This is a genomic window from Streptomyces sp. NPDC045956 (genome assembly GCF_056430705.1).
Genome location: NZ_JBWKKZ010000006.1, coordinates 335,341 through 361,061, shown reverse-complemented (window position 1 = coordinate 361,061; position 25,721 = coordinate 335,341). Strand labels below are relative to the sequence as shown.

Genomic DNA, 25,721 nt, shown 5'->3' with positions numbered 1-25,721 from the left:
GTCCGGCGGCCGGTCCGGCGGTCCGGCGCGCAACCGCCCGCCGGACCGCCCGCCCGAGCCGTCCCCGGAGCCGAGCCTGCGTCACACCTGCGGGCGCCTCCGCGCGGCGGCCCGGCGGCGCATCAGCCGGATCCGGCGGACGAGCACGGTCGCCCCCGCGACCAGGGTCCCGCCGTAGAGCCAGCCCGCCTCCGTGGCCAGGGCGGTCACCAGCCCCATCAGCCGCCCGCCCAGCCCCTCGCCGCTCTCGGCCACGGTCACCAGGCCCACGGCGAAGGCGATCGGCACGACGACGGGGGCCGTCAGCAGGTCGCCCCGGCGCACCCAGAGCGCGGTGAGCAGGCACACCGGCAGGAACAGCACGCCGTACGCCGTGAGGGACGCGCCGAACAGCACCCGGTCGAGGAAGCCGAGCACGAGCATCGCCGCCCCGCAGAACAGACCGCTGCCCAGCCCGGTCAGCCGGGGATCGGGCATCCGGCGCAGGGCACGCACCGCCCGCGCCACCGGCGGGCCCGGCCGGGCGGCCGGAGCCGGCCGTGCCTGCGCCGGCCGAGCCGTGGCCGGCCTGCGCGGGACGCCACCCGCTCCGGGCCCGCCGCCCGGCCGGGCGGCGGCCCGACCGGCCGCGGCGCCGCCCGCTCCCCGCCCCTGCGGGGGCAGCGGCGCCCGGCTCCGTCGCGGTCCGTACTGCGCAGGTCGCGTCCCGTGTTGCTCCACTGGACCAACTTAGGTCTGTTTATGTGCCGAATAGGCCGACAGACACGCCGTCGGGCAGAGCCTGGCCGAGCGTTCGACGCCACGCCGGGGCGGTACCGGCCACCCCGTAGACTGGTGGATCGGCCCTGCCTGGCCCGCCCCACTCCTCCGCATCCTCACGTACGGGAAGTCGCAACGTGTCGCTCACGATCGGAATCGTCGGTCTGCCGAATGTCGGCAAGTCGACCCTGTTCAACGCCCTGACCAAGAACGACGTGCTCGCGGCCAACTACCCGTTCGCCACGATCGAGCCCAACGTCGGCGTGGTGGGCGTCCCCGACCCCCGCCTGACGAAGCTGGCCGAGATCTTCTCCTCGGAGAAGGTCCTCCCGGCCACCGTCGACTTCGTCGACATCGCGGGCATCGTGCGCGGGGCGAGCGAGGGCGAGGGCCTGGGCAACAAGTTCCTCGCCAACATCCGCGAGTCCGACGCGATCTGCCAGGTCATCCGCGCCTTCAAGGACGAGAACGTCGTCCACGTCGACGGCAAGGTCTCGCCCAAGGACGACATCGAGACGATCAACACCGAGCTGATCCTCGCCGACCTCCAGACCATCGAGAAGGTCCTGCCGCGCCTCCAGAAGGAGTCGCGCATCAAGAAGGACGTCGCGCCGAAGGTGAAGGCCGTCGAGGAGGCCAAGGAGATCCTGGAGAAGGGCGACACGCTCTTCGCCCACGGCATCCTCCAGGGCAGCGACCGCGCGGAGCTCCTGCACGACCTGCACCTCCTCACCACCAAGCCCTTCCTCTACGTCTTCAACGTCGACGAGGACGAGCTGACCGACGAGGACTTCAAGAACGAGCAGCGCGCCCTGGTCGCCCCCGCCGAGGCGATCTTCCTCAACGCCAAGCTGGAGCAGGACCTCGCCGAGCTGGACGAGGACGAGGCCCTGGAGCTCCTCCAGTCCGTCGGCCAGGACGAGCCCGGCCTCGCCACCCTCGCCCACGTCGGCTTCGACACCCTCGGCCTGCAGACCTACCTCACGGCAGGCCCCAAGGAATCCCGCGCCTGGACCATCAAGAAGGGCGCCACCGCCCCCGAGGCCGCCGGTGTCATCCACACCGACTTCCAGAAGGGCTTCATCAAGGCCGAGGTCATCTCCTTCGACGACCTGGTCGCCACCGGTTCGGTCACCGAGGCCCGCGCCAAGGGCAAGGCCCGCATGGAGGGCAAGGACTACGTGATGCAGGACGGGGACGTGGTGGAGTTCCGCTTCAACGTCTGACGTATCACCACATATCGCCGATCTGGAGAACACGCAGATCAGAGGGGTCCGACTCTTCGGGGTCGGGCCCTTTGCGCTGTCTCGTGCACGGTGGCGTGTCGGGCCGGAACGCCGGGGTCAGACGTCCTCGATCTGTACGCGGTCGCCGCACAATCTCCGCCAGTCGTCGTGGTCCGAGGTCAGCACGAGCACGGGGGCCGGGGAGCGGAGCGCCATCGCCGCGACGAGGGCATCGATGGCGTACTTGTGCCCGTGAAGGCCGCCCGCGTCGCTCGGTAGCTGCACTGCGGTGAGGCTGTCCGCCTGGGTGACGTCCTGGTTCTATTACAGAAGCTATTACAGCGTCTCGCCGACGCTGACGGGAGGTGGCGGATCACCGCATTCGGTAGCCGGCGATCCGCCGCTTCTCCACTGCTCTTCCGTCTGGGACGCGGCCGGCCGGAGGGGCGATGTCGCCGGAGAGGGCCCTCGGACCCCCGCTCCTACTTCGTCGCCCCCCGCGCGAACCCGTTGTAGATGTAGCGCTGGAGGAACAGGAAGACCACCAGGGTCGGCAGGATCACCAGGACGGCGCCGGCCGAGATGTTCTCCCAGTGCGCTCCGAAGGGGCCCTTGAAGCGGAACAGGGCCGTCGACATCGTGCCGAGTTCCTCGGAGGGCATGTAGAGGAACGGGATGTAGAAGTCGTTGTACGTGGTGATGCCCTTGATGATGACCACGGTCGCGACGGCCGGCTTGAGCAGCGGGAAGATGATCTTCCGGTAGATGGTGAAGGAGTTCGCGCCGTCGAGGCGGGCCGCTTCGTCGAGGGAGCGGGGGATCCCGCGGATGAACTGGAGGAAGATGTAGATCGACACGATGTCGGTGCCCATGTACAGCAGGATCGGCGCCCAGCGGGTGTCGAAGAGGCCGAAGCTGTTGACGACCTGGAAGGTGGCGACCTGGGTGGTCACGCCGGGGACCAGGGTGGCGATCAGGAACAGCGCCATGACGAGGCGCTTGAGGCGGAACTCGAAGCGGTCGATGGCGTACGCCGTCATGGAGCCGATGACCACGGTGCCGGTGATGGAGAACAGCAGGATGAACGCCGTGTTGCCGAAGGCCGTCAGCAGGTGGCCGTCGGTGAAGGCCGTCGCGTAGTTGGAGAAGTTCAGCCAGTCGTCCGGCAGGGACAGGGCGCCCTGCCCGTCGGAGATCTCGTCGTAGGACTTCAGCGAGGTGAGGAACACCACGAGGAGGGGGACCAGGACGACGAGGGAGGCGGCGATCAGTGACAGGTAGGTGAGCGCGGCGCCGATGCGGGGGCGCCCGCGGGCCTGGTCCCGGTCGGGGACGGCGACGGTCATACGAGGTCCACCCTCTCGTCGGGCACGATACGGCGCTGAATCCAGGTGATCAGCAGGATGAGGGCCAGCAGCACCACCGCGCACGCGGAGGCCAGGCCGGTCTTGTTGAACTGGAAGGCGAACTTCACCGTCTGGATGACGAACGTCGAGGTCTCGGTAGCGCCGCCGGTCATGATGTACGGGATCTCGAAGACGGACAGCGAGCCGGAGACCGCCAGGATGACGCTCAGGCTCAGCACCGGCCGGATGCCCGGCGCGATGATGTGCCGGAACTGCTGCCACCGACTGGCGCCGTCGAGCTGGGCCGCCTCGTACAGCTCCCCCGGGATGGACTGGATCGCGCCGAGGAACAGGACGAAGTTGAGGCCGGTGAAGCGCCACACGGACACGCCGGCCAGCGAGGTGTTGGCGGACTCCGGGGTGCCGAGCCAGGCGTGGTCGCCGTCGGCGCCGAACCAGGACAGGACGGAGTCGAGGGTGCCGCCGTCCTGGAAGAAGTAGAGGAAGACGAAGCCGATCGCGACCCCGTTGATCAGGTACGGGAAGAACAGGATGCCCTTGAACAGGTTCCTGAAGCGCAGGTCGAAGCTGAGGACGGTGGCGAAGTACAGGGCGACGACGATCTGCACGACGGAGGCCGCGAGGTAGTAGAGGCTGACCGCGAAGACCTTGAAGAGTTCGGGCCGGGTGAGCAGCTCGGTGTAGTTGTCGCCGCCGACGAAGTTCCGGTCCGGGCTGACGCCGTCCCAGTCGGTGAAGCTGTAGAAGATCATGTTGCCCACCGGCACGTAGGTGAACGTGACCAGCAGGGCGAGCGGGGCCAGGAGGAAGAGCCACGGGGTGGCGCGGCGCAGCGGCCGGTCGCGCCACGGGGCCCGGCCCGGCGAGGGGTGGCGGGACCGTCGGCCGGCGATCCCCTTCCTCCGGCCGGCCGCGGTGACCGCGGCGGCCCGGGTGGGCGGGATGGGCGGGGTGGGCGGGGACGCGGTGGAGCGGGTACGGGTCATTGCGGGGCCAGGACCTTTCGTCGTCCGCTGAGGGGAACGGGGCGCGGAGTCCCTCCCGTGAGTGAGCGGGAGGGACCCGGCTGGGCGACGGTTCAGGAACCGGCCGTCCGCCTCGCCTCGGACCAGCGCTCGTCCAGTTCGTCGAAGTAGCCGTCGAGCGTCCCGTCCACGGCGCCGCGCGCGATGTCGATCAGCTTCTGGCGGTAGTCGGGCTTGGCCAGGCCGATCTCGGAGGCGTTGTCGATGGCGTTGACCTCGGCCGTCCGCGCCTCCGACCGCTCCACGATCTTGACATCGTTGTCCACGTACTCCTGGAGGGTGTCCGGCATCCCCTCGGACTTCAGCGCGGAGACCGCGCCCTCCTTGGCCGCGTAGCCCGACTTCTCGGTGAACCAGTCGATCCAGGCCCGTGCCGCGCTCTTGTGGTCGGAGTGGATGTTCACGGCCTGCTGGTAGTCGGAGACCAGCGTGGCGCAGAACGTGCCGCCCTCCTGCGCAGGGACGGGCATGAAGCCGATGTCCTCCGGGTTCTCGCCGGCCTTCTCGGCCGCGTCCCGCATCTGGTTGACCGCCCAGGAGCCGAGCATCATGCTGCCGATCTCGCCCTTGGCCAGCAGGGTCTTCGAACTCTCCCAGTTGGTGGTGGCCGGGTCCTTCTCCGACAGCTTCTCGTGGACGATGTCGTGCAGCAGCGTGTCGAGCACGTGGAGGTCGGTGCCCTCCTCCCAGGGCCTGTCCATCTCGGCCAGCTTGTCCGAGGCCTGGCTGTCGCAGCTGACCGAGCCGACGCTGTTGGTCCAGGTGCCGCTGAGCGGCCAGCCGTCCTTGAAGTTGGTGTAGTACGGCGTGGCGTCGGTCTTCCGCTCGACGGCCCTGAGGTCGTCCAGGAACTGCCGCGGCGTCGTCGGCCACTCGGAGATGCCGGCCCGCTTCCACAGCGCCTTGTTGTAGACGAAGCCGTTGGCGGTGCCGAAGGTGGCGATCCCGTACGTCCTGCCGTCGACGTCGGTCTTGTCGGTGAAGCGGTGCGTGCTCTTCATCGTCGAGGTGTCGCCGAGCGGCGCGAAGAACTTGGGGTAGTCGCCCTTGGGGATCACCCCGGGTATCAGCAGGACATCGCCGTAGTCCTCGGTGTTCATGCGGATCTTGACCTCGCCCTCGTAGTCGGTGAGGCCCTCGAAGCCGACCTTCACCTCGGGGTAGGTCTTGTTGAACTCGGCCGCGTACCTCTTCATCGTGCCGTCCTGGATCAGGTCGGTGCGATTGGTCAGGACGGTGATGTCCCCCGAGACGCCGTCCGGATTGACCGGCGCGGCGGCCGTCTCGTCGGCGTTCGGGCTCGCGCCCCCGCTGCACCCCGCGACGGTCAGCATCGCGGTGGTGAGCAGAGCGACGCCCAGCGTCTTCTTCCCCATGTGCCCAGCTCCTTCCAGGGACTACGGCTCGGGCTCCGGTAGTAGTCGGCGACTATGGCAGGCGGTTGTGAACCGGTAAAGCTAGTGTCTCCAGCGCGATATCCAATCGTTACCTTGATGGCTCGGTGGTGTGGCGCATGTCCAGCGCTGACTGGGGAGTTGCCGGCAGGAGGGTTGGGTGGGGAGGGCTAGACCGGTTCACTTCGTGGGGGTTAAGTTGAGCCGCGCCGCCCGCGAAACCGGGCCCGTCCCGCCTAAGGAGCCGCACATGAAGGAAGTCGTCCAGCTCGCCGAGGGCTGGAGCCTGCGTCACAGCGACGGTCCGCTGCCCGCCCGGGTCCCCGGCTGTGTCCACACCGATCTGCTCGCCGCCGGTCTGATCCCGGACCCCTTCCTCGGCGTCAACGAGCCGGACGTCGCCTGGGTCGGACGGCGTTCCTGGACGTACGTCCGCGATCTCCCCGCCAGCGACACCGCCGCCGGCGCGCACGAGCGGACCGACCTCGTCTTCGACGGACTGGACACGGCCGCGACCGTCACGCTGGACGGGCGGGAGCTGGGGCGCACCCGCAACATGCACCGCCGCTACCGCTTCGACGTCACCGGTCACCACGGGCCGCTGGCGGTGGACTTCGCCTCCGCCTACGACGAGGCGGCGTCGGTGCGGGCGCTGACGGGGGAGCGCCCCAACGTCTATCCCGAGCCGTTCCAGTACATCCGCAAGATGGCGTGCGCGTTCGGCTGGGACTGGGGGCCCACGCTGGTGACCGCCGGTATCTGGCGCCCGGTCCGGCTGGAGCGCTGGTCGACGGCGCGGCTGGCCGCGGTGCGTCCGCTGGTGACCGTCGACGAGGGCACCGGCCGGGTCGAGGTGCGGGTCGAGGTCGAGCGCACCGCGCAGGGGGCGGACCGTCGCCTCACTGTGCGCGCCGCCGTCGCGGGCGCCGAGGCCCACGCCACCGTCGACGGGACGCGGGCCGTGCTCACGCTCGACGTCCCCGACGCCCCCCTGTGGTGGCCCCGCGGCTACGGCGCGCAACCGCTGCACGAGCTGGAGGTCGTACTGACCGAGGAGGGGCCGGGGGACGAGCGCCCGCGGGGGACCGGGCACGGAACCGCGGACGGGACCGAGGGCCGGCACCCGGACTCCCGGCGCCTGGACTCCCGCCACCTGGACTCCTGGCACCGGCGGATCGGCTTCCGCACCGTGGAACTCGACCGCTCCCCGGACGAGCACGGCACCGGGTTCACCCTGGTCGTCAACGGTGTCCGCGTCTTCGCCCGCGGCGTGAACTGGATCCCCGACGACGTCCTCCCCTCCCGGATCACCCCCGAGCGCTACCGCACCCGGCTGCGCCAGACGGCCGACGCCGGCGTGGACCTGGTGCGGATCTGGGGCGGCGGCATCTACGAGGACGACGCCTTCTACGACGCCTGCGACGAACTGGGCCTCATGGTCTGGCAGGACTTCCTCTTCGCCTGCTCCGCCTATCCCGAGGAACAGCCGCTGCGCGGCGAGGTGGAGGCCGAGGCCCGGGACAACGTTGTCCGGCTGATGCCGCACCCGAGCCTCGTGCTGTGGAACGGCAACAACGAGAACCTGTGGGGCTTCCGGGACTGGGACTGGGAGCCCGCACTCGCCGGCGACTCCTGGGGCGGCGGCTACTACCTGGACCTGCTGCCCCGCGTCGTCGCCGAACTCGATCCGACCCGGCCCTACACCGCGGGCAGCCCCTGGTCCGGGTCGTGGGAGCACCACCCCAACGACCCCGCCCACGGGACCCACCACTCCTGGGAGGCCTGGAACCGCCGGGACTACGCCGACTACCGCGACTCCGTCCCCCGCTTCGTGTCGGAGTTCGGCTGGCAGGCGCCCCCCACGATGGCGACCCTGCGGCGCGCGCTGCCCGGTGAGCGGCTCGCCCCGGACTCGCCCGGCATGCTGCACCACCAGAAGGCCGAGGACGGCAACGGCAAGCTGAACCGGGGCGTCGCGCGCCACTTCGACCTGCCCGCCGACGACTTCGACCGCTGGCACTACCTCACCCAGGTCGTGCAGGCCCGCGCCGTCGCCGCCGGCGTCGAGCACTGGCGCGCGCACTGGCCGGTCTGCGCCGGCACCGTGGTCTGGCAGATCAACGACTGCTGGCCGGTCAGCTCCTGGGCCGCCATCGACGGCGACGGCCGCCCCAAGCCGCTCTACCACGAACTGCGCCGGGTGTACGCGGACCGCCTCCTCACGCTCCAGCCGGGCACCGGCGGCCCGGTCCTCGCCGTCGTCAACCAGTCCGCGGAGCCGTGGCGGGCCTCCGTGACCCTGCGCCGGATGCGGGCGGACGGCACCGGGACGGCGGACCTGGTCCTCGACCTGACCGTCGGCCCGCGCTCGGTGCACCGGCAGGACGTGCCGCGGGACCTGGCGCCGGACGAGCGCTCGGGCAAGGAACTCCTCGTCGCGGACTGCGGCGAACTGCGCGCGCTGCATGTGCCGGTACCGGACAAGGACTTCGCGTATCCGGCCCCCCGCTACGACGTCGCCGTGGAGTCTCCGGTCGGTGGGGGGACGGGTAGTGTCGAGGTCGTGGTGACAGCACACACTCTCGTACGTGACCTACTCCTGCAGGCCGACCGGCTCGGCCCGGACGCGGTCTGCGACACCGGACTGCGCACCCTGCTTCCCGGAGAACGGGCCCGGCTGCGGGTCGTGGGCGCGGCCGAGGCCGGCGCCAACGCCGTACGCGCCGCACTGTACTGCGTGGCCCAGGCGTGAGCGCACCCTCCGAACGCGTCACCATCAAGGACGTGGCCGCCGCCGCGGGCGTGTCGAAGGGTGCCGTGTCACTGGCGTTCAACCAGAAGCCCGGCGTCTCGGAGGCCACCCGGGAGCGGATCTTCGCGGCGGCCAGGCAGCTGGGCTGGGCGCCCAACTCCTCGGCCCGCAGCCTGTCGCGCCAGTCGGTCGACACCGTCGGGCTGGCGATCTGCCGGCCGGCCCGGCTGCTCGGCCTGGAGCCGTTCTACATGGAGTTCGTCTCCGGCATCGAGAGCGTGCTGGCCGAGCGGGACTGCTCGCTGCTGCTGCGGCTGGTCGACTCGCTGGAGGAGGAGATCGGACTTCAGGAACGCTGGTGGCGGGAGCGGCAGGTCGGAGGCTCGATCCTGGTCGACTTCCATCAGGAGGACCCGCGGGTCGAGCCGCTGCGGCGGCTCGGTCTGCCCGCCGTCGCCGTCGGCCACCCCTCCCTGACCGGGGGTTTCCCCTCCGTGTGGACCGATGACGCCGCCGCCGTCGCCGAGGCGGTGCGCTACCTGGCGGCGCTGGGGCACCGGCGCATCGCGCACGTGGGCGGCCCCCGCGGCCTCGGGCACAGCGCCATCCGGACGACCGCGTTCGAGGAGACCCTGGGTGAACTGGGCCTGCGGGGCGGTCTGCACGCGGAGACCGGGTTCTCGGGCGACGAGGGGGCACGCGCCACGCGTTCCCTGCTGCTGGCCCCCGAGCGGCCCACGGCGATCCTCTACGACAACGACATCATGGCGGTCGCCGGACTCGGGGTGGCGGCCGAGATGGGCATCTCGGTGCCGGAGGACCTGTCCCTGCTGGCCTGGGACGACTCCCAGCTGTGCCGGCTGACCCATCCGACGCTGTCCGCGATGAGTCACGACGTGCACGGCTTCGGGGCCCAGGTCACGCGCGTGCTCTTCGAGGTCCTCGACGGCCGGCAGGTCCCGTCCCGGCCGGTGGCGACCCCGGCCCTCGTCCCGCGCGCCTCGACGGCCTCCCCCCGCTCCTAGGGCCCCGGGCCGGGTCCACCCGCGGGCGCCCTTCTCGTACTGTTCGGCCTGCAAGGGGTGCGTGCGCGGGTGCGCGGCGGCTGAGCGCCGGGGCCGGGGGGCCGGTTCCCGGCGGCCGGGAGGGAGTGCGGTACGGGATGGGGCGCGGTGAGCGGGAGACGGTCGCGCGCGGAGCGCGGCTGCGGGAGGCGGCGCGGTCGCTGGCGGAGGACCACGAGCGGGCCGTCGGGGCGGTCCGGGCGGCGCTGAAGCCGCTGCACGACACGGCGGTGGCCCAGGCCCTGGAGACCATCCCGGTGGCCCGGTTGCAGGACGTCACCGGCGGGCGGCTGCGGCTGGGGGCGGTCGAGAGGAGCGGCCTCGGCACGGTCCGGGCCGTACGGGACGCCGGTCCCTACCGGCTGCGGCAGATCCCCGGCGTGGGGCAGCGGACCGTGGACCAGATCATCGCCGCCGCGCGGCAGCTGGCCGAGGCCGCCGAGGAGAGCGCCGCCGTGCACCTGGACGTGGACCGGCCCGAGCCGCGCACGACCGCCCTGGTCATGGCGCTGCACGTGCTGGTCGAGGCGGGCCCCGAAGCGCGGCGCGCGGTCGACGCGGCGGCGGCGCTGGTCCGGCGGCTCGACCCGCTGCTGGCCGACGCCCGGCCGGCCGCCGGGCGGATCGGGTTGCTGCTGGCCGGACGGGAACGGAAGAACCGCGCGCTGGAGGCGGTCGCGGCGATCCGGTCGCTCACCGACGAGGCCGAGCGGGAGGGCACCCCCGGACTGCTCGCCCAGGCCTCGGTGGACCTGCTGCGCGGACCGCCGGGCGACCTCGCGGCCTGGACCGACTTCGAGCTGCGCTCCGCCGAGTACTACGGCCTGCTCGGCGAGATCGCCGGACGCGCTCCCGACACGGCCGCCGCCGAGGGCTTCCTGCCCGACGACATCGCCGAGCGGGTACGGGGCCTGCGGCTCGACGACTCCCACCGCCGGGTCTCCCTGCGCGGGTACCAGGCTTTCGGCGCGCGGTTCGCCCTGGCACGGCGCCGGGTGATCCTCGGCGACGAGATGGGCCTGGGCAAGACCATCCAGGCCATCGCGGCACTGGCCCACCTGGCCGCGGGCGGCCGGACCCATTTCCTGGTCGTGTGCCCGGCGAGCGTCCTGGTCAACTGGACGCGGGAGATCGAGGCGCGCAGCACGCTGCGGGCCCTGCCCCTGCACGGACCGGACCGGCAGGACGCGTTCGCCGACTGGCGGGAGCGGGGCGGGGTCGCCGTGACCACCTTCGACGGCCTGCGCGGCTTCCCGGCCCCGGACGCGGACGAACTCGGGATGCTGGTCGTCGACGAGGCGCACTCCGTGAAGAACCCGCAGGCCCTGCGGTCGCAGGCGGTCGACCGGTGGGCCGGGCGGTGCGAGCACGTGCTGTTCATGACGGGCACACCGATGGAGAACCGGGTGGCCGAGTTCCGCAACCTCGTCAGGATGCTCGACGCCGAGGTGGCGGACCGTCTGGAGGACGGTACGGGGCTGGCCGGTTCGGTGGCCTTCCGCAAGGCGGTCGCGCCCGTCTACCTGCGCCGCAACCAGGTGGACGTGCTGACCGAACTGCCCAGTCTCCAGCACACGGACGAGTGGGAGGAGCTGAGCGCGGCCGACCAGGATGCCTACCGGGAGGCCGTGCGGGACGGCAACTTCATGGCGATGCGCAGGGCGGCGTACGCGCGCCCGGAGAAGTCCGCCAAGCTCGGCCGGCTCCGGGAGATCGTGCGGGAGGCCGGGGAGAACGGGCTCAAGGTCATCGTCTTCTCGAACTTCCGCGACGTCCTGGACGCGGTCCGGGAGGCCCTCGCCACGGAGTCCGGTGAGCCCGCCGAGCCCACTGAGCCCGCCGAGTCCGCCGACGACCCCGGCGCTCCTGCCCGCCCCGCCCCTTCGCTCTCCTCCGCCGCCTCCGCCGCCTCCACCGCCTCATCCACCCCACCCGGCCCGCACGCCCCCGTGTTCGGTCCGCTCACCGGCTCCGTGCCGCCCGCCCGACGGCAACGGCTCGCCGACGAGTTCACCGCCGCGCCCGGCCCGGCGGTGCTGCTGGCCCAGATCCAGGCGGCGGGCGTCGGGCTCAACCTCCAGGCCGCGTCCGTGGTGATCATCTGCGAGCCCCAGATCAAGCCCACCATCGAGCACCAGGCCGTCGCCCGCGCCCACCGCATGGGCCAGGTCAGGCCGGTCCGCGTGCACCGCCTCCTGGCCACCGGCGGGGTCGACGAGCGGATGCTGCGGATGCTGGAGCGCAAGGCCCGCCTCTTCGACGCCTACGCCCGGCGCAGCGAGGTGGCCGAGGCGACACCGGACGCCGTGGACGTGTCGGACACGGACCTGGCGCGGCGGATCGTCGAGGAGGAGCAGGCCAGGCTGGGCGTGGGCGACGGGCAGCCCGCACCGGCGTCCTGAGCGGCCGTCACCCCCGCTCGACGAGCCTCCGGCACGCGTCCACGTACCCCCGCACCAGAGCCCGTTCCTCGTCCCGGCGGCCGAGCGCACCCCCCTGCACCTGCCGCTCGGCGACGACGGCGTCGGCGCGGTCCTCGGCCACCTCGACCAGGTCCGCGAGGACGTGGAGGCGTGGAGAAGCGCGCCCGGGCCACCGCCTTCGACAGCTGACCGACCGGTCAGGAGGCGGAGTCCGGAAGCGGTCCGCTCATACGGCATGGGGCCCCGCACATCCGTGCGGGGCTCTTGTGCAATTCCTCTGGAAGCCTCAATCTTTCGGCTGACGCACCAAAGTCGCTCCGTAATTGGCATGACCATGACCACATGGTCGCCGGGGGCGGCCTGCTCGGCGTGCACGAACCCCACCACGCACCACCGACTGAGGAGGACCCCTCACATGGCAGTGCTGCGTCACACCCCCCACCGCACCACCCGGCGAAGACTGGCCGCCGCAGGCGCCGTGGTCTCCGCGGCCCTCGCCGCGAGCCTCGTCACCGCGCTCCCCGCGGGGGCCGCTCCGGCCGAGGGCCGCGTCCAGTACCAGGACGCGGCGAACGCGGTCGCCGGCAGCTACATCGTGACCCTGAAGGCGGACGAGGCCAGGTCCGGTTCCGCCGAGGGCCGCGCCCTGGCGAAGAAGTACGGCGCCGACATCGAGCGCACCTACACCAAGGCCCTCAACGGCTACGCGGTCCAGGCATCCGAGGCGGAGGCGAAGCGGCTCGCCGCCGACCCGGCCGTCGCCTCCGTCGTCCAGGACCGCACCTTCCACATCTCGGGCACCCAGCCCAACCCGCCCTCCTGGGGCCTGGACCGCATCGACCAGCGCAACCTCCCGCTGAACGGTTCGTACACCTACCCGGACAGCGCCGGACAGGGCGTGACGGCCTACGTCATCGACACCGGCGTGCGCATCACCCACTCCGACTTCGGCGGCCGCGCCTCCAACGGCTACGACGCCATCGACAACGACAACACCGCCCAGGACGGCCACGGCCACGGCACCCACGTCGCCGGCACCGTGGCGGGCACCGCGTACGGCGTCGCCAAGAAGGCCAAGGTCGTCGGCGTCCGGGTGCTCGACAACTCCGGCTCCGGCACCACCGCCCAGGTCGTCGCCGGCATCGACTGGGTGGCCCGCAACGCCGTCAAGCCGGCCGTCGCCAACATGTCCCTCGGCGGCGGCGCGGACAGCGCCCTCGACACGGCCGTGCGCAACGCCATCGCCTCCGGCGTCACCTTCGTCGTCGCGGCCGGCAACGAGTCCACCAACGCCTCCACCAAGTCCCCGGCCCGGGTGACGGAGGCGATCACGGTCGGCGCCACCACGTCGAGCGACGCCCGCGCCAGCTACTCCAACTACGGCACGGTCCTGGACGTCTTCGCCCCCGGCTCGTCCATCACCTCGGCCTGGAACAGCGGCGACTCCGCCACCAACACCATCTCCGGTACGTCCATGGCGAGCCCGCACGTCGCCGGGGCCGCCGCCCTCCACCTGGCGGACAACCCGGCCTCCACCCCCGCCCAGGTCGCCTCCGCCCTGACGTCCGCCGCCACCACCGGCGTCGTCACCAACCCCGGCAGCGGCTCGCCCAACCGGCTGCTGTACGTCGGCGACGGCGGCACCACGCCCCCGCCCGGCGACCGCTTCGAGAACACCGGTGACTACACCGTCCGGGACAACGCCACCGTCGAGTCCCCGGTGACCGTCTCCGGCGTCGCGGGCAACGCGCCGTCGGCCCTGGCCGTCGAGGTGAAGATCGTCCACACGTACATCGGCGACCTCCAGGTCCAGCTGGTCGCACCGGACGGCACCGCGTACACCCTGAAGGCGTACGGCACCGGCGGCAGCGCCGACAACATCGACACCACGTACACCGTGAACGCCTCCTCGGAGACCGCGAACGGCACGTGGAAGCTGCGCGTCAGCGACAACGCCTCGTTCGACACCGGGCGGATCGACGCCTGGGCCCTGCAGTTCTGACCCACGCTCAGCGGTGACCCTCGTCCTCGCGGCACGGCTCCGGGCCGGTGACCCGGCCCGCCGCGAGGACGGGGCGCGAGTGCCGGTGCACGGCCACCCGCGCGGTTCCCGGGCCGTGAGCCGGGTGACGCCCCTGTTCCCCGCGCGCTTACGATGCGTCGAGTGATCGGCCGGATCGTCCGAAGGCCCGGCCCCGCCCCAGCGGCGCCTTCGCGTCACCGCCCGAATCAGGAGCACGGTACCCGTGTCCATACCGCCGCCGCCCGGCCCCCAAGGGCCGTGGCCCCAGGGGCCGTACTCCCAGGGCCAGTACCCCCACGGCCCGTACCCGCAGCAGTCCCCACCCCCGGGCGGGGCCTGGGGGCAGCCCTACGGGGCGTACCCGCGGCAGCCGCCCGTCAGCGGTCTCGCCGTCGCCGCGTTCGTGCTCGGCGTCCTGTGCTGCGTGCCCGCGATCGGCCTCGTCCTGGGCCTGATCGCGCTGGCCCGGATCAGGAAGCGGGGTCAGCGGGGCAAGGGGCTCGCGGTGGCCGGTTCCGTACTGTCCTCCGTGGGCCTGGCCCTGTGGGCGGTGACGCTCTCCACGGGTGCCGTCGGCGGCTTCTGGGACGGTCTCCGGGAGGCCGCACGGGGCGAGGGGACCGCCTACGCCCTCGAGAAGGGCCAGTGCTTCACCACGCCCAGCGGCTCCCTTCGGGGCGTGGCGTACGACGTGGAGCGGGTGCGCTGCCAGGAGGAGCACGACGGCGAGGTGTTCGCCTCCTTCGACCTGCCGGGAGGCGCCTTCCCTGGCGACGAGGAGATCACCAGCTCCGCCGACGAGCGGTGCTACGCCCTCCAGGACACCTACGCCATGGACCGGTGGGCCCTGCCGGCCGACGTGGACGTGTACTACCTGACCCCCACCTCCGAGAGCTGGCGCGCGGGCGACCGGGAGATCACCTGCCTGTTCGGCAACGCCGACGAGCAGGGCACGCTGACCGGCTCGCTGCGCAACGACGGCACCGGCCTGGACCCGGACCAGCACACCTACCTGGTGGGCGAGGGGTTCCTGAACCGTGCCATGGACGGCATCCCCGCTGCGGAGTCCGTCGAGGACGACCTGTCGGGGTACCGGTTCTGGGCCGGCCGGGTGTCCGAGGCGCTCGCCCAGGAGACCACGACCCTGCGCGGACACGGCTGGTCCGCCGACGCCGAGGAGCCGGTCGCCGACCTGGTCCGCGATCTGGAGGCGGCGCGGGAGGAATGGCGCCTGGCGTCCCGGGCCGCCGACGCCGACACCTACTACGAGCACCTCGACAAGGCCTACGGGCTCATCGAGTCCGAGGCGACGGTCACCGCCCGCAAGGCCCTGGCCCTGGACACCACCCCGCCCGACTACGAGGAGGACGGCGGCGGTGGGGGAGAGGCCCCCGGCAAGGAGGTGTGACAGCCGCCATAGCGGGGAGAAAGTGCCTGCGTAAAGCCCTCCGCACCCACAAGTCATCACATCGAGTGATTCTTTGGCCTTTACTTGCCTGGGCCAACCCACGGTTGCCACGCTGTTGCTGTCTGTACAACCTGATGGGAGCGGCCAGTGACATTCGGTGAGCAGCCGGCGTATCTGCGTGTCGCGGGTGATCTCCGCAAGAAGATCGCCGACGGCCTGCTGCCGCCCCATACCCGCCTCCCCTCCCAGGCCCGTATCCGCGAGGAGTACGGCGTCTCGGACACCGTCGCCCTGGAGGCGCGCAAGGTGCTGATGGCGGAGGGCCTGGTCGAAGGGCGTTCCGGTTCCGGCACGTACGTGCGCGAGGTGCCCGTACCGCGCCGCATCGCCCGCTCGGGGTTCCGCCCGGCCGGCGGCGCCACCCCCTTCCGGCAGGAGCAGGCCGACGGCGAGACGCGCGGTACGTGGGAGTCGCGCAGCGAGCAGGCCGAAGCGAGCGGCGTCGTCGCCGAGCGGCTCGGGATCAAGCCCGGCGACCGGGTGATGTGCACGCGGTACGTCTTCCGCGAGGCGGGTGAGGCGATGATGCTCTCCACCTCCTGGGAACCGCTGGACCTCACCGGCCGGACGCCGGTGATGCTGCCCGAGGAGGGGCCGCTGGGCGGCATGGGCGTCGTCGAGCGGATGGCCGCCATCGACGTCGTCGTGGACAACGTGACCGAGGAGGTCGGCGCCCGCCCCGGCCTCGCGGAGGAACTGCTCGCCCTGGGGGGCGTCCCGGGGCACGTGGTCCTCGTCGTCCAGCGCACGTTCTACGCCTCGGGCCGCGCCGTGGAGACCGCCGACGTGGTCGTCCCGGCCGACCGGTACCGGGTGGCGTACCACCTGCCCGTCAAGTAGCGGCGCCGCCGGGGGAGTTCGCGCGCGCCCGGGGAGTGTGAGATGGCGCACGCCTCCCGTGCGCCTCCCGCGCCCCTTCCCCGGGGCCGCGCCGGTACCCGAGCCCCCGCGCCGCCGGTGCGGGGCGTCGTGATTCGGTCGTTCCCGCAGGTCGCCCCTGCGCTCTCCGGCATGCCCCCGACGGGAGCCGACCGGTGCGGGAGGGCGCGTTCCGCATCGTGCGCCCCCTGCGTTCTGGCTGGTTGCGTACCTCTTTGTGCAAAGCCGTATTCGCTGCGTGAAGGTTAGGCGTAGGGTCGGGCATATGCGGAACGGGGATTCCTTGACGGGCGGGGCGCGGGGCGTGCCGCGGACGGGAAGTGGAGGGACGCGATGAACGACAGCACGGTCACTCTTCCCTGGCTGGTCTTCCGGCAGGACGACAACGGCAACCGCTATCGCGTGGGCCGGTACGCGACCCGGGCCGAGGCCCAGAAGATCGCGGACACCCTCGACGACCGCGGTCACCAGCAGCTCTACTGGGTCGAAGAACTCGGCGTGAACGGCACGGGCCAGGCCGACTGACCGCGCCGGTGCCACCGGGGCGCCCTTACGTCGGTCGTAGGCTCCGGCGTATGACGGATCGCACGGATCGCACAGAACGCGCGGAGCGCATCGTGGTGGGCGCCGCCCTGGTCGACGACGGACGCCTGCTGGCCGCCCGCCGCAGCGCGCCGGCCGAGCTGGCCGGACGGTGGGAGCTGCCGGGCGGAAAGGTGGAAGCCGGCGAGACGCCGGAGGCGGCCCTCGTGCGCGAGCTGCGGGAGGAACTGGGTGTGACGGTCGAGCCCGGTGAGCGGGTGCCGGGCCAGTGGCCCCTCCGTCCCCCTCTCGTCCTCCAGGTGTGGACCGTGCGTCTGCTTCCCGGCTCCGCCGCCCCGCGGCCCCTGGAGGACCACGACGAACTCCGCTGGCTCACCCCCGCCGAGATCTGGGACGTGCCCTGGCTGGACCAGGACGTACCGGCGGTCGAACGGGCGCTCGGGTACCTCGGACGGGCGGCCGACGACACGCGGGGTGCGTGAACGGGTCGACGCGAGCTTCCGGTGCGCCGTCATTGCCACAGTGCGCCCTCCTGGGCGGTACCGGGACCCGGATACCGGGTATGTGCCCATTAACCCCGCGAAAACGGACAAGAGTGCGGCGGGGGCCGGCCGGGGAAGTGATCGGCGTGATCGACAGCGAAGGCGGATGTGCCGAGTGGGTCTTCCCCGCGGCGCCGGACGCCGTGCGGACCGCCCGTTCGCTCGTCCGCCGCACGCTGCACGGCTGGGATCTCGACAGTGCCGGTGACATCGCGACGCTGCTGGTCAGCGAGCTGGTCACCAACGCGCTGCGGCACGCCACCGGACCCATCGGTGTCCGCCTGGAGCACCGCCCCGCCGGACCGGTCGGCGTCCTGCTGGTGGAGGTCTCCGACCCGCTCCCGGACCCGCCCCGCGCGCGCGTCGCCGGCCCCGGGGACGAGGACGGCCGGGGTCTTCAGCTGGTGGCCTCCTCCGCCCGGCGCTGGGGTACCCGGCCCGGTGAGGTGGGCAAGACGGTGTGGTTCGAACTCGCGGTACCCCGATGAGCGGGTGACACGGCGTTTCCCGTACGGGTCGGCAGCCGTTGTCGAAATGCGTGATTCGATGGCGTGTCCGCTGGTTAGAAGACTGGAAGTGTTGTCACGGTCCGGACCGAAAAGCATCGGGACCGTGCTGTGATCGTGAACACCGTGTCGTGCGGCGCCGTAGTGCTGGATACTGCGGGCAGCCGCCCCCGGTGACCGGTGCCGGACGCGGTGAGCTGGAGGGGACGGTTCGCGTGAGCGAGATACCAGCGAGGGCCACGGAGTCCGAGGGCCCGTCGGACGGTGCGCCGTTCGGTGACGCGGTGTGGCAGAGCAGCCCGCCCGGCTCCATCTACGACTACATCAAGGTCGCCTCCTTCTCCATCGGCCCCGACGGACTCGTCGACCAGTGGAGCCTGCGTGCGGAGCATTTGCTCGGCATCCCGGCCGAGCACGCCGTGGGCACCGACCCCATCGAGGCCTTCATCGACCCCGACCTGCGGGAGCGGGGCCAGCGCAAGATGGCCGAGATCCTCGACGGACGGGAGTGGACCGGCGTCGTCCCCTTCCGCGCGCCGGCCGGTCCCGAGGACGAGCGGCCGGGACGACGCCGGGGCCGGCGCGGCCTCGCCGAGGTGTACGTCATGCCGACGCGGACCGAGGACGGCGAGAAGGCGGCCGTCTGCATCGTCGTCGACGTCCGCGTCCTGCGCAGCATCGAGACCGACCTCGCCGCCTCGCAGGCCATATTCGGCCAGTCTCCGTTCGGCTTCCTGCTGATCGACCCCGACCTCCGGGTGCGCCGCGCCAACCAGCGGTTCGCCTCCGTCTTCGGCGGCACGCCCGACGAGCACCGGGGCAAGGGCGTCCACGACTACCTGCCGCGCGCCGAGGCCGAGCGGGTCTCGGCGACCCTGCGCCGCGTGCTGGAGACGGGCGACTCCATCACCGACATGCACGTCACCGGCTTCTCACCGGGGTCCGACGAACGCCGCCACTGGTCCGTCAACCTGTACCGCGTGCACAGCGGTTCCGGCAGGCCCATCGGCGTCGCCTGGCTGGGAACCGACATCACCGCCCGGCGCGAGGCCGCCCGCGAGGCCGCCGCGGCCCGGCGCAACCTCGCCCTCCTCAACGAGGCGGGCGCCCGCATCGGCAACTCCCTCGACCTGGAGACCACCGCCCGCGAACTGCTCGACGTCGTCGTCCCCGGCTTCTGCGACCTGGCCACCGTCGACCTCTACCAGGGCCTGCTGGCCGGTGACGAGACCCCGCCCGGCCTCGCCGACGGCGGCGGGGAGCTGCGCCGCGTGGCCTTCTCCAGCGCCGTCTCCGACGCCCCGTTCCAGGGCGCCGGCGAGCGGGTCAAGCTCGGCGCCGTCCACCACTACCCGTTCACCTCGCCCTGCGCGGACGCGCTGCGCACGGCCCGCCCGCGCGTCGTCCCCGCCGAGGACGGCAGCCTCGTGCAGTCCACGCTGGCCGTGCCGATGGTCGCCCACGACACCGTGGTGGGGCTGGCGCAGTTCGCCCGGACCAAGGGCAGCGAGCCGTTCGGGGACCGCGACCGCGACCTGGCCGTGGAGCTGGCCGCGCGCGCCGCCGTCTGCATCGACAACGCCCGCCTCTACCGCCGCGAGCACGAGCGCGCGCTGATACTGCAACGCTCCCTGCTCCCGCCCGGCGACCCGGAGGCGTCCGGCCTCGACATCGCCTGCCGCTACCTGCCCGGCAACGCCGCCACCGGCCGGCCCAGCGAGGTGGGCGGCGACTGGTTCGACGTCATCGAGCTGCCCGGGCACCGCACCGCGCTGGTCGTCGGCGACGTCATGGGCCGCGGCCTGCGCGCCGCCGTCGCGATGGGCGAGCTGCGCACCGCCGTGCGCACCCTGGCCCAGCTCGACCTCGAACCGGCCGAGGTGCTGTCCCAGCTCGACGAGATCGCCCGCGGCCTCGGCGCCCCGGGCGGTGTCCAGCAGGCGACCCGGGCCGCCCGCCGCCCCCGCGAGGCCGACCTCTCCGAGGTGTACCTGGCGACCTGCGTCTACGCCGTCTACGACTCGGTGACCCGGCGCTGCACCTTCGCCAACGCGGGCCATCTGCCGCCCGTCCTGGTGGAGCCCGGCGAGTCCGCGCTGATGCTGGACGTACCGCCGGGCCTGCCGCTCGGCGTCGGCGGGGAGCCCTTCGAGGAGGTGGAGGTGGAGCTGCCGGAGGGGGCCCTGCTCGCGCTCTACACCGACGGGCTGGTCGAGAGCCGCGACCACCCCCTCGACGAGGGCCTCCAGGCCTTCGTGGGGGCGCTCACCGACCCCACGCTCCCGCTGGAGGACGTCTGCGACCAGGTCCTCAACACCCTCGGCAGCCACCACGGCGAGGACGACATCGCCCTGCTCATGGCCCGCGTGCAGGGTCTGCCCAGCGAGTCCGTCGGCGACTGGACGCTGCCGCGCGAACCGCGCAGCGTCGGCCGGGCCCGTGAGTACGCCCGTGCCCAGCTGCTCGCCTGGGACCTGGAACCCCTGGTCGACACCACGGAACTGCTCGTCAGCGAGCTGGTCACCAACGCCCTGCGGTACGGGGAGGGGGAGATCCGACTCCGCCTGCTCCTCGACCGCACCCTGGTCTGCGAGGTCTGGGACTCGGGCCTGGTCCAGCCCCGCAGGCGCCGGGCCCGCGACACCGACGAGGGCGGCCGGGGCCTCCAACTGGTCGGGCTGCTCAGCGCGGCCTGGGGCTCCCGCCGTACGCCGCGCGGCAAGACGGTCTGGTTCGAGCTGCCCCTGCCGGGCGGGGACACCCGGCTGACCGACCCGGCGGAGGCCTTGCTGAGCCTGTTCTGACCCGGCCGGGCGTCGTACGGGTCCGGGCCCGCCGGATACGGCGCGCGTGCCCGCGGGCGGCCAGGAGCAGGGCCGCCCCGGCCGTGACCAGGGGCGGCACCAGGTCGGCGGAGATCACCGCGGTACGCCCCCCACCGCAACCGGAACACCGGTTCGAGTCGTCCACGCTGGCAACACCGGCCACGACCGGTCGCACCCGACGAATGGCGTCACATGCGGAGCGTAGGGGGACGCACGGGCCGTCGCGACCGGGGGCGGGCGACAGGGAGGGGAAACCCGTGGACCACACGGAGTCGAGCACGGAACAGCGGACCACCGCGCCGGAGGCCACGGGCGGAGGCGAGTCCGTCGCGCCGGAGACCGCGGGCGCCGAGGAGACCCGGGGGAGGAGGAAGAGACGGCTCCGCCGCGCCCGCCGCGCCGTCCTCGCCGTACTCGTGATCCTGCTCCTGCCCCTCCTCACCGCCGAGGCGGCCCTGCGCGTCAACTACCTGGGCGACCCCGCCGACGGCACGTACACCAGGAACCGCGACGCGATGTGGCTCGGCCACGCCTGGGTCGACGGCCGCAAGGACGACGCGGACCTCGCCGCGCTCGCCCGCCGCCTGAAGACCACCGGCATCCGGGACCTGTACGTCCACACCGGCCCGATGGAGCACGACGGCACCCTGCCCGAGGCGCGCTACCCGAAGGCCGCCTGGCTGATCGACGCCGTGCACCGGGAGCTGCCCGGTGTCCGCGTCCAGGCCTTCCTCGGCGACGTGCTCGCCACCGAGGGACCCGACGGCATGCGCCTGGCCGAGGCCGCCACCCGCGCCGCCGTCGTCGGTTCCGCCCGCCAGGTCCTGGACGCCGGGTACGACGGGGTCCACCTGGACCTGGAGCCGCTGCACTCGGGGGACCGGCACTACCTCTCCCTGCTGGACGACGTCCGCGCCGTCACCCGGGACCGGGGCGCGCGGCTCTCCGTCGCCGCCCACCAGATCGACCCGCTCCCGGCCCTGCACACCGTCTTCGGCGTCTTCACCGAGCATCCCAAGTGGTGGTCGCAGGAGTTCTTCGGGCAGGTCGCCCGCCGCGTCGACCAGATCGCCGTGATGACGTACGACACCGCCCAGCCGCTGGAGGGCACCTACGGCGGCTACGTGGCCCAGCAGACCTCGCTGGCGCTGGAGGTCACCCCGCCCACGACCCACCTGCTGATCGGCCTGCCCTTCTACCACGAGAGCAACTTCGACCACTGGGGTCATGCGGAGACGGTCGCCGCCGCCGTGCGGGGTGCCCGCCTCGGCCTCTCCCGGACCGACGCCGACCGCGAACTCTTCGGCGTCGCCCCGTACATCGACTTCGCGGCGACCGAGACGAACTGGGCGGAGTACCGCGAGGGCTGGGTCCGCTAGCCCCCTAGGACCTGCGCCCGATCTTCGACCCCAGCCAGACCAGCGGGTCGTACTTGCGGTCCACGGCCCGCTCCTTCAACGGGATCAGCGCGTTGTCCGTGATCCTGATCCCCTCGGGGCAGACCTCCGTGCAGCACTTGGTGATGTTGCAGTAGCCGAGGCCGTGCTCGTCCTGGGCCGTGCGTCCGCGGTCCAGGCCGGTCTCGTCGGCGGCGTCCAGCGGGTGCATGTCCAGTTCGGCCACGCGCATGAGGAAGCGGGGCCCCGCGAAGGCCGGCTTGTTCTCCTCGTGGTCGCGCACGACGTGGCAGGTGTCCTGGCACAGGAAGCACTCGATGCACTTGCGGAACTCCTGCGAGCGGTCCACGTCCTCCTGCATCATCCGGTACTCGCCCGGACCGAGGTCGGCGGGCGGGACGAACGACGGGATCTCGCGGGCCTTGGTGTAGTTGAAGCCGACGTCCGTCACCAGGTCGCGGACGACGGGGAAGGCGCGCAGGGGCGTGACGGTGATCGTCTCCTCACGGGTGAAGACGGACATGCGGGTCATGCAGAGCAGCCGCGGCCGCCCGTTGATCTCCGCCGAACAGGAACCGCACTTGCCCGCCTTGCAGTTCCAGCGCACCGCCAGGTCGGGGGCCTGGGTGGCCTGGAGGCGGTGGATGATGTCGAGGACCACCTCGCCGTCGTTCACCTCGACGCTGAAGTCCTCCAGGCCGCCGCCCTCGACGTCGCCGCGCCACACCTTGAAGCGGGCCTCGTAGCCGCTCATCCGGACAGCTCCTCCTCGTCGAGGTACTTCACCAGTTCCTCCTTCTCGAAGAGGGCGAGCAGGTCGGGCCGGATCGGCTCGGTGGTCTGCCGCTCCAGGGTGATCTGGCCGCGCTCCGGGTCCGTCGCGGCCGGGCCGCCCGCCGGGTCGGCCGGCGTGCACAGCAGGTTGACGGGGCGCCAGCGGCGGTCCATCGACGGATGGTCCTCGCGGGTGTGCCCGCCGCGCGACTCGGTGCGTTCCAGCGCGGCCCGTGCCACGCACTCGCTGACCAGCAGCATGTTCCGCAGGTCCAGGGCGAGGTGCCAGCCCGGGTTGAACTGCCGGTGCCCCTCCACGCCGGCCCGGCGGGCCCGTACCCGCAGCTCGGCGAGTTTCTCCAGGGCCTGTTTCATCTCCGGCTCGCGGCGGATGATGCCGACCAGGTCGTTCATCGTCTGCTGGAGCTCCTGGTGGAGGGTGTACGGGTTCTCCGGCGGGCCGCCGCCCGGCCCGCCCGTCTCGGCGGAGAACGGCCGCAACGCCTCCGCGGCCGCCGCGTCGACCTGTACGTCGTCCACCCGGGGCCGCGCCCCGCCCTCACGTCCCCCCGCGTACTCGGCCGCGTGCCAGCCCGCCCGGCGCCCGAACACCAGCAGGTCGGAGAGCGAGTTGCCGCCGAGCCGGTTGGAGCCGTGCATGCCGCCGGCCACCTCACCGGCCGCGAACAGCCCCGGCACCCCGCGAGCGGCGGCCGTGTCGGAGTCGACGGCGATGCCGCCCATCACGTAGTGGCAGGTGGGCCCGACCTCCATCGCCTCGGCGGTGATGTCGACGTCGGCCAGCTCCTTGAACTGGTGGTACATGGAGGGCAGCCGGCGCTTGATCACCTCGGCCGGCATCCGGGTCGAGACGTCGAGGAAGACACCCCCGTGCGGGGAGCCCCGGCCCTCCTTCACCTCGGCGTTGATGGCCCGGGCGACCTCGTCGCGGGGGAGCAGCTCGGGTGGGCGCCGGTGGTGGTCCGGGTCGTCGTACCAGCGGTCGGCCTCCTCCTCCGTCACGGCGTACTTGTCCTTGAAGACGTCGGGGACGTAGTCGAACATGAACCGCTTGCCGTCCGAGTTCCGCAGCACCCCGCCGTCACCGCGCACCGACTCCGTGACGAGGATGCCCTTGACGGACGGCGGCCAGACCATGCCCGTCGGGTGGAACTGCACGAACTCCATGTTCAGCAGGGGCGCCCCGGCCAGCAGCGCCAGCGCGTGCCCGTCCCCGGTGTACTCCCAGGAGTTCGACGTCACCTTGAAGGACTTGCCGATGCCGCCGGTGGCGATCACCACCGAGGGCGCCTCCAGCACGAAGAAGCGGCCGGTCTCGCGCGCGTAGCCGAAGACGCCGGAGACCTGGCCGCCGTCCTTGAGGACGCGGGTGACCGTGCACTCCTGGAAAACCCTGAGGCGGGACTCGTGGTCGCCGGTCTCCCGGTGGTCCTCCTGCTGGAGCGCGACGATCTTCTGCTGGAGGGTGCGGATCAGCTCCAGACCCGTACGGTCGCCGACGTGTGCGAGGCGCGGGTACTCGTGGCCGCCGAAGTTGCGCTGCGAGATGCGGCCGTCCTGCGTGCGGTCGAAGAGGGCGCCCCAGGTCTCCAGCTCCCACACCCGCTGCGGGGCCTCCTGGGCGTGCAGTTCCGCCATCCGCCACTGGTTGAGGAACTTGCCGCCGCGCAGGGTGTCGCGGAAGTGCACCTTCCAGTTGTCCCCGGCGTTGGCGTTGCCCATCGCCGCGGCGATGCCGCCCTCGGCCATCACCGTGTGCGCCTTGCCGAACAGGGACTTGCAGATCACGGCCGTACGGGCGCCCCGCTCGCGGGCCTCGATGGCGGCGCGCAGTCCCGCGCCGCCCGCGCCCACCACGACGACGTCCCACTCCTGCCGGTCGACCACGGACATCAGAACAACCTCGGATCGTCGAAGGCACCGGACGCGACGAGATACACGTAGAAGTCGGCGAGCGCCACGCTCACCAGCGACGCCCACGCCAGCAGCATGTGGCGGGCGTTGAGCCACCCGACCAGCCGCCAGGCGCGGTAGCGCACGGGGTGCCGGGAGAAGTGCTTGAGCTTGCCGCCGACGATGTGCCGGCAGGAGTGGCAGGAGAGGGTGTACGCCCAGATCAGCACGATGTTGGCGAGGAAGACCAGGGTGCCCACGCCCATGTGGCCCCACGCGTAGTGCTCGTCGCGGAAGGCCAGCACCGTGTCGTAGGTGAGGATGCCCGCGACCGCGAGCGCCGCGTAGAAGAAGTACCGGTGGACGTTCTGGAGGATCAGCGGGAAGCGGGTCTCACCGGTGTACTTCTTGTGCGGCTCGGCGACCGCGCAGGCCGGCGGGGACGCCCAGAAGCCCCGGTAGTAGGCCTTGCGGTAGTAGTAGCAGGTCAGGCGGAAGCCGAGCGGGAAGACCAGGATGAGGATCGCGGGCGAGATGCCCCACCAGCTGCCGAAGAGCTCCCAGTTGGGCCCGGAGCGCATCGGCTCGCAGTTCTCCGCCAGGCAGGGGGAGTAGAAGGGCGAGACGTAGGGGGCCGCGTAGTAGTCCGTGCCCGCGAAGGCCCGCCAGGTCGAGTAGACGACGAAGGCCAGCAGGCCGGCGGCGGTGGCGGCCGGGGCCAGCCACCAGCGGTCGGTGCGCAGGTGCGGGGCGCGGATGGCGGCGCGCGTCGGGGTGTGGACGCCGCCGCCCCGGGGATGGGGGTCGGTGTCGGGGGGTTCCGTACCAGTGGCCACGGGG

Annotated in this window: 20 protein-coding genes and 1 pseudogene; 12 read left to right on the top strand and 9 right to left on the bottom strand. The window is 72.2% G+C overall.

Going from position 1 to position 25,721, the window contains the following annotated elements; genetic code table 11:
- Positions 1-81: 81 nt before the first annotated feature.
- Positions 82-720, bottom strand: a complete 639-nt coding sequence (locus tag AC07FV_RS18615) for a DUF6542 domain-containing protein (protein ID WP_479088467.1) — start codon at positions 718-720, stop codon at positions 82-84.
- Between the two features lie 176 nt (positions 721-896).
- Here AC07FV_RS18615 and ychF point away from each other — a divergent pair, with 176 nt between their 5' ends.
- Complete coding sequence (ychF, locus tag AC07FV_RS18610) at positions 897-1,985, top strand: redox-regulated ATPase YchF (protein WP_479088465.1); 1,089 nt, start codon at positions 897-899, stop codon at positions 1,983-1,985.
- Between the two features lie 117 nt (positions 1,986-2,102).
- Here ychF and AC07FV_RS18605 read toward each other — a convergent pair.
- The 4 genes and pseudogenes from AC07FV_RS18605 to AC07FV_RS18590 all read right to left on the bottom strand — a co-directional run.
- Positions 2,103-2,303, bottom strand: a pseudogene (locus AC07FV_RS18605) (DNA-binding protein); the annotation flags it as partial.
- A gap of 164 nt (positions 2,304-2,467) precedes the next feature.
- A complete protein-coding gene (locus AC07FV_RS18600) occupies positions 2,468-3,331 on the bottom strand; it encodes a carbohydrate ABC transporter permease (RefSeq protein WP_479088463.1) in 864 nt (287 codons plus the stop codon).
- On the bottom strand, positions 3,328-4,338 hold the full coding sequence (locus AC07FV_RS18595; RefSeq protein WP_479088462.1) for a carbohydrate ABC transporter permease: 1,011 nt from the start codon (positions 4,336-4,338) through the stop codon (positions 3,328-3,330). The genes AC07FV_RS18600 and AC07FV_RS18595 overlap by 4 nt, the downstream gene beginning before the upstream one ends.
- Positions 4,339-4,430: 92 nt before the next feature.
- Complete coding sequence (locus AC07FV_RS18590) at positions 4,431-5,753, bottom strand: ABC transporter substrate-binding protein (protein WP_479088460.1); 1,323 nt, start codon at positions 5,751-5,753, stop codon at positions 4,431-4,433.
- A 268-nt stretch (positions 5,754-6,021) separates the two neighbouring features.
- Between AC07FV_RS18590 and AC07FV_RS18585 the strand changes: the two genes are divergently transcribed.
- The 3 genes from AC07FV_RS18585 to AC07FV_RS18575 all read left to right on the top strand — a co-directional run bounded on the left by AC07FV_RS18585 (position 6,022) and on the right by AC07FV_RS18575 (position 11,989).
- Positions 6,022-8,523 carry a glycoside hydrolase family 2 protein gene (locus AC07FV_RS18585; protein WP_479088458.1) on the top strand — a complete coding sequence of 834 codons (2,502 nt, stop codon included), beginning with the start codon at positions 6,022-6,024 and terminating at the stop codon, positions 8,521-8,523.
- Positions 8,520-9,548: a LacI family DNA-binding transcriptional regulator gene (locus tag AC07FV_RS18580; protein WP_479088456.1), complete on the top strand. Its 1,029-nt coding sequence runs from the start codon at positions 8,520-8,522 to the stop codon at positions 9,546-9,548. The genes AC07FV_RS18585 and AC07FV_RS18580 overlap by 4 nt, the downstream gene beginning before the upstream one ends.
- 137 nt (positions 9,549-9,685) lie before the next feature.
- Positions 9,686-11,989 (top strand): DEAD/DEAH box helicase, encoded by a 2,304-nt coding sequence (locus AC07FV_RS18575; protein ID WP_479088454.1) that lies wholly within the window; start codon positions 9,686-9,688, stop codon positions 11,987-11,989.
- Positions 11,990-11,996: 7 nt separating this feature from the next.
- Here the strand turns inward: AC07FV_RS18575 and AC07FV_RS18570 are convergent, their stop codons facing one another.
- A complete protein-coding gene (locus AC07FV_RS18570; protein ID WP_479088452.1) occupies positions 11,997-12,131 on the bottom strand; it encodes a hypothetical protein in 135 nt (44 codons plus the stop codon).
- 294 nt (positions 12,132-12,425) lie between these two features.
- On the opposite strand from AC07FV_RS18570, the gene AC07FV_RS18565 reads away from it, so the two are divergent.
- The 8 genes from AC07FV_RS18565 to AC07FV_RS18530 all read left to right on the top strand — a co-directional run bounded on the left by AC07FV_RS18565 (position 12,426) and on the right by AC07FV_RS18530 (position 22,175).
- Entirely contained in the window at positions 12,426-14,012 is a 1,587-nt protein-coding gene (locus AC07FV_RS18565) for a S8 family peptidase (RefSeq protein WP_479088450.1), read from the top strand.
- Between the two features lie 244 nt (positions 14,013-14,256).
- A complete protein-coding gene (locus AC07FV_RS18560) occupies positions 14,257-15,441 on the top strand; it encodes a DUF4190 domain-containing protein (RefSeq protein WP_479088448.1) in 1,185 nt (394 codons plus the stop codon).
- Between the two features lie 147 nt (positions 15,442-15,588).
- On the top strand, positions 15,589-16,341 hold the full coding sequence (locus AC07FV_RS18555; RefSeq protein ID WP_356604208.1) for a GntR family transcriptional regulator: 753 nt from the start codon (positions 15,589-15,591) through the stop codon (positions 16,339-16,341).
- Between the two features lie 372 nt (positions 16,342-16,713).
- Positions 16,714-16,905 (top strand): SPOR domain-containing protein, encoded by a 192-nt coding sequence (locus tag AC07FV_RS18550; RefSeq protein ID WP_479088446.1) that lies wholly within the window; start codon positions 16,714-16,716, stop codon positions 16,903-16,905.
- A 50-nt stretch (positions 16,906-16,955) separates the two neighbouring features.
- On the top strand, positions 16,956-17,405 hold the full coding sequence (locus tag AC07FV_RS18545; RefSeq protein WP_479088444.1) for a (deoxy)nucleoside triphosphate pyrophosphohydrolase: 450 nt from the start codon (positions 16,956-16,958) through the stop codon (positions 17,403-17,405).
- 80 nt (positions 17,406-17,485) lie between these two features.
- Positions 17,486-17,953, top strand: coding sequence for an ATP-binding protein (locus AC07FV_RS18540; RefSeq protein WP_479088442.1), 468 nt, complete (start codon positions 17,486-17,488; stop codon positions 17,951-17,953).
- A 233-nt stretch (positions 17,954-18,186) separates the two neighbouring features.
- Positions 18,187-20,775 carry a SpoIIE family protein phosphatase gene (locus AC07FV_RS18535; protein ID WP_479088440.1) on the top strand — a complete coding sequence of 863 codons (2,589 nt, stop codon included), beginning with the start codon at positions 18,187-18,189 and terminating at the stop codon, positions 20,773-20,775.
- A gap of 278 nt (positions 20,776-21,053) precedes the next feature.
- Entirely contained in the window at positions 21,054-22,175 is a 1,122-nt protein-coding gene (locus AC07FV_RS18530) for a glycoside hydrolase family 18 protein (RefSeq protein ID WP_479088438.1), read from the top strand.
- 4 nt (positions 22,176-22,179) lie between these two features.
- Here the strand turns inward: AC07FV_RS18530 and AC07FV_RS18525 are convergent, their stop codons facing one another.
- Genes AC07FV_RS18525 through AC07FV_RS18515 form a run of 3 tightly spaced genes read right to left on the bottom strand, consistent with a single transcriptional unit; the run spans position 22,180 to position 25,717 of the window.
- The gene (locus AC07FV_RS18525; protein WP_479088436.1) at positions 22,180-22,947 is read right to left on the bottom strand and encodes a succinate dehydrogenase/fumarate reductase iron-sulfur subunit; all 768 of its coding nucleotides are present in this window, start codon (positions 22,945-22,947) and stop codon (positions 22,180-22,182) included.
- The gene (locus tag AC07FV_RS18520; RefSeq protein ID WP_479088434.1) at positions 22,944-24,881 is read right to left on the bottom strand and encodes a fumarate reductase/succinate dehydrogenase flavoprotein subunit; all 1,938 of its coding nucleotides are present in this window, start codon (positions 24,879-24,881) and stop codon (positions 22,944-22,946) included. Before AC07FV_RS18520 ends, AC07FV_RS18525 begins: the two co-directional genes overlap by 4 nt.
- Positions 24,881-25,717 (bottom strand): hypothetical protein, encoded by an 837-nt coding sequence (locus AC07FV_RS18515; protein WP_479088432.1) that lies wholly within the window; start codon positions 25,715-25,717, stop codon positions 24,881-24,883. Before AC07FV_RS18515 ends, AC07FV_RS18520 begins: the two co-directional genes overlap by 1 nt.
- Positions 25,718-25,721: the final 4 nt, after the last annotated feature.